Here is a 3,874-nt window from a genome sequence, read left to right as displayed (position 1 = left end):
TAGAAAAACTTGCCGTCCTTGACGGCGACGTTGTTGGTTGACCACTGCTTAAAGTAACTGTTGTACACCTTGGCTTGAAGAAATAGCAAATCTGCTTGCATACGTTGTTCCCCCTATGGTTATTCGACAAGAACGAGCTTATCCGATGGAAACAACAGACGGATTTCCTGCCCGTTCGCATAGGGCTGCTGCATTTCCTGGTTGACCGTAAATTCGCCCAGCGGCGTATCAACGACGTATTGGTAGCTGCGTCCAAGATACGTGCTGACTTTGACCTTGCCGGTCAGTACGTTGTCGCCGGGATTGATTTCCTGCAGCGTACCGGCAATGAGGTCGTCGGGACGGATGGCACCCTTCATCGTGACGGGCATACCATCGGCCTTGGCGGCATGAAAATGGTAGTCTCCCTTGCGCAGGGTGAAGAAGGAGCCTTCGCTGTCCCGCTCGTCAAAATGGATGAAGTTGTTGAAGCCGATGAAGCGGGCGACGAATTCGGATTTCGGATACTGGAAAATGACCGACGGCTGATCCAGCTGCTCGATGATCCCTTTGTTCATGACGGCGACCCGGTCCGAAATGGAGAAGCACTCCTCCTGGTCGTGCGATACGTACACGGTCGTGATGCCGAGCTCCTGCTGGATGCGGCGGATTTCCACGCGCATGTTCACCCTGAGGTTAGCGTCCAGATTGGAGAGCGGCTCATCGAACAGGAGCAAATCCGGCTCAATGACGAGGGCCCGTGCGATGGCGACGCGCTGCTTCTGGCCGCCGGAGAGCGCCTGCGGGAATCTTTTTTCAAATCCGCCGAGGTTGACGATCTCCAGCATGTTCATGACCCGCTTCTTGATCTCGTCTTCCTTGACTTTGCGCTGGCGCAGTCCGAAGGCGACGTTGTCAAACACGGACAGGTGCGGGAACAAGGCGTAGCTCTGGAAAACGAAGCCGAAATTCCGCTTGTTGATCGGCACGCGCGTATAGTCCTTGCCGCTGAATTTGAAGGCTCCGTCCGTCGCTTCGAGGAAGCCGGCGATGAGCCGAAGGGTTGTCGTTTTGCCGCAGCCGCTGGGACCCAGCAGGGAGATCAGGTGGCCTTTCTCAATGGAAAGGTTGAAGTCTTTCAGAATATACTGCTGGTCATAGGCGACCGATACGTTTTCAAGTTGTAGTAGTGCCATCGTCTCACGCCTTTCGTTATTGTTTGGTGAAATAGGTTAGTCCGAGCAGCCTTTCGATGACGAACATGAACACGGCCGTGATCAGCATGAGCAGGACCGAGATGGCTGCGATGGTCGGGTCAAAATAGTTTTCGACGTAGGTCAGCATCTGGATCGGCAGCGTGCTGACGCCCGGACCGGTCATAAACAGCGAAATATCCACGTTGTTGAACGATTCGAGGAACGCGAGCAGCACCGAAGCGATGATGCCGGATTTAATGTTCGGCAGGACGACTTTGAAAAAGGTCGCAAGCCGGCTGGATCCAAGGCTTAGCGCCGCTTCCTCGACCGCGAAATCGAAGTTGGCGAGGCTGGAGCCGATGACCCGGATAATAAACGGCAGCATAATGATCGTATGGCCGATCAGGAGCGACGTATAAATCGGGAAGTGGAATGTGATGACGACGTACTTGAGCAGCGTAACATGAATGTAATCTCCTGTTATTGGTAGGATCCACCGCGCAGCACGGCGATAAGCGGTTCAAAAAGGCGTCAGAATCGGCATCAAGGCATACGTTCAGGTTCGGCTGGTGCAGCAAACGGTTTTGGAAATCGCACACCGTCTGCCCGTCACACAGCTCGCTCCGGGTCTCCACATCGACGTATAGACGCTCCGTCCGAACCAGCTCGGGCCAAATAGCGGCGCCGACCGCCAAAGGGTCGTGCATGGCGCAGGCCCGGACCCCGTTGCGCTCATAGTAGCGCTCCATGTAATCCGATGTGCTCTGGCGCACGTAACCCGCGATCTCCGAGGAGCCGAGCGCGTCGATATGCGCGCTGGTCAGCAGCGCTTTGCGCGTCACGTCGAGTCCGACCAGCGTCAGGGACGGGAATCCGGCCTGAAAGACCAGGCGCGCCGCTTCCGGATCGACATGGATGTTGTATTCCGCTGTCGGCGTAATGTTGCCGTGCGTACGGACCGCACCGCCCATGACGACCAGCTCCTTGATATCGTCGACCAGGCCCGGATGCTTGGCGAGGGCTAGAGCCACATTCGTCAGCGGCCCGGTAGCGATGAGCGTGATTTCTCCGGGATAGCGCTTGGCCTGCTCCACGATGAAATCGGGCCCGAACGTATCCGGGTCGGTCCGGTCGGCAGGCTGCATGTCCAAGAGGGCGCCGCCCAATCCGTCCTCGCCGTGCACGCGGTGCTCAAACAGACGGTCCCGCAGGAGCGGCCGGGATGCCCCGGGATAGACCGAGATGGACGCCGGCGCCTTGATGAAGTCCAATATTTTGCAAGTGTTCAAGGTTGCAGTCGTAAGTGACACGTTGCCGTTGACTGTCGAGATCCCGAGCACGTCCAGCTCGCCGCTGCGGACAGCCAGCATAATTCCGAGCGCGTCGTCAATGCCGGTATCGACATCCAGGATGGCTTTCTTCACATGGATTCCCCTTTCAAAATGAAGGATGTGCCGCCTTGTAACCAGGCAGCGGTGAATAAAAAGCAGGGGCGGGCAGCCCCTGCTGAATCATAACCCCGTAAGGCTGCTTATATTTACAAAAAAGGCTTGGCGTTACTTCGTCACTTCACGGTTGAAACGGTCCGTCCAGCTCTTCAGGTTTTTGTTGACGAACGCCATGTCCAGCTTTTGCAGCTTCTCAACGACGCTGGAGCCGTACGTTACGGCAGCGGCTTCCTCAGCGCTGAGGCTGACATTGCGGTTGGCAGGAGAGTCGACCTTGGCTTTAGCCGCTTTTTCCTGAACTTCCTGGCTAAGCTGCCAGTTGATGAAGTCTTCGGCAAGTTCTTTGTTTTTGCTTCCTTTGACGACGTTCAGCGTATTGACGATGGCGTACGCGCCTTCCGACGGCGTTACGAATTCAACGTTCGGGTCGGCCTTCTTCAGGTCGCCGAGATACATTTGCATGATCGGTCCTGCAGCAGCTTGCCCTGCGTGAACATGTTGATGAACTCGGACGTCTGGCTGTAGTATTTCACGACGCTCGGATTGAGCTCGGCCAGTTTGCCAAATGCCTTGTCTTCATTGAATTCCGTGCTTCCAGCTACCTTGGAAGCGGCGTCGACCATCATCGGACCGCTGGTGGACGTAATGCTCGGCATCGTCACTTTGCCTTTCAGCTCCGGCTTCCACAAGTCAGCCCAGGAGGATATCGTCGTTCCGGCTGCCTTCTGGTCATAAGCGATACCCAATTGGCCAATCGTGTAGGCCGGACCGTAATCTTCGCCGTTTGGCGCTTTGGCGATATCATAGAGCGAGTCAAGATTGCTCAGCCGGCTGCGGTCGATCTTTTCGAAGGCTCCCGCTTCAATGCCCTGCTGTGCGTAATAATCCGACAGATAGACGACATCGACGTCGGAGCTGCCCTGCAAAATTTTGCTCAGGCGGTCGGCGTTGTTGCCGGTCTCCAGGACGATTTTCACATTGTGCTCTTTTTCGAATGGGGCATACACTTCTTTATTGTAGAAGTCCTCGGCAAATCCCCAGGTCGAAACGACCAGCTTTTTCTGGCCGCCAGACGATCCGCCGGAGCTGCTGTCTTCGCTGCCTCCGTTTCCGCATCCCGCAAGTACCAGCGCTGCCAGCGTACAAGTCATGAGTCCCTTAATCCATGGTTTCTTCACAATCGATTCACTCCTGTAATGGTTTATTTTTTATTTGTTTTTCTGCTGCAGGCCGTATGCCGGGCTTCCGCCG

At 55.8% G+C, this 3,874-nt stretch carries 1 protein-coding gene and 3 pseudogenes; all 4 read right to left on the bottom strand.

The window, feature by feature from the left end:
- Positions 1–119: 119 nt before the first annotated feature.
- The 4 genes and pseudogenes from CPT76_RS01255 to CPT76_RS01240 all read right to left on the bottom strand — a co-directional run bounded on the left by CPT76_RS01255 (position 120) and on the right by CPT76_RS01240 (position 3,774).
- Positions 120–1,175, bottom strand: a complete 1,056-nt coding sequence (locus tag CPT76_RS01255) for an ABC transporter ATP-binding protein (RefSeq protein WP_105441669.1) — start codon at positions 1,173–1,175, stop codon at positions 120–122.
- Between the two features lie 16 nt (positions 1,176–1,191).
- Positions 1,192–1,635, bottom strand: a pseudogene (locus CPT76_RS01250) (ABC transporter permease); the annotation flags it as partial.
- Between the two features lie 61 nt (positions 1,636–1,696).
- Positions 1,697–2,599: pseudogene (locus tag CPT76_RS01245) on the bottom strand (nucleoside hydrolase); the annotation flags it as partial.
- Positions 2,600–2,731: 132 nt separating this feature from the next.
- Positions 2,732–3,774: pseudogene (locus CPT76_RS01240) on the bottom strand (ABC transporter substrate-binding protein).
- Positions 3,775–3,874 lie beyond the last annotated feature (100 nt).

The sequence above is a fragment of the Paenibacillus sp. AR247 genome (assembly GCF_002968895.1).
GTDB classification, from domain to species: Bacteria; Bacillota; Bacilli; order Paenibacillales; family Paenibacillaceae; genus Paenibacillus_AQ; species Paenibacillus_AQ favisporus.
This window is presented reverse-complemented; position numbering and strand designations above follow the sequence as displayed.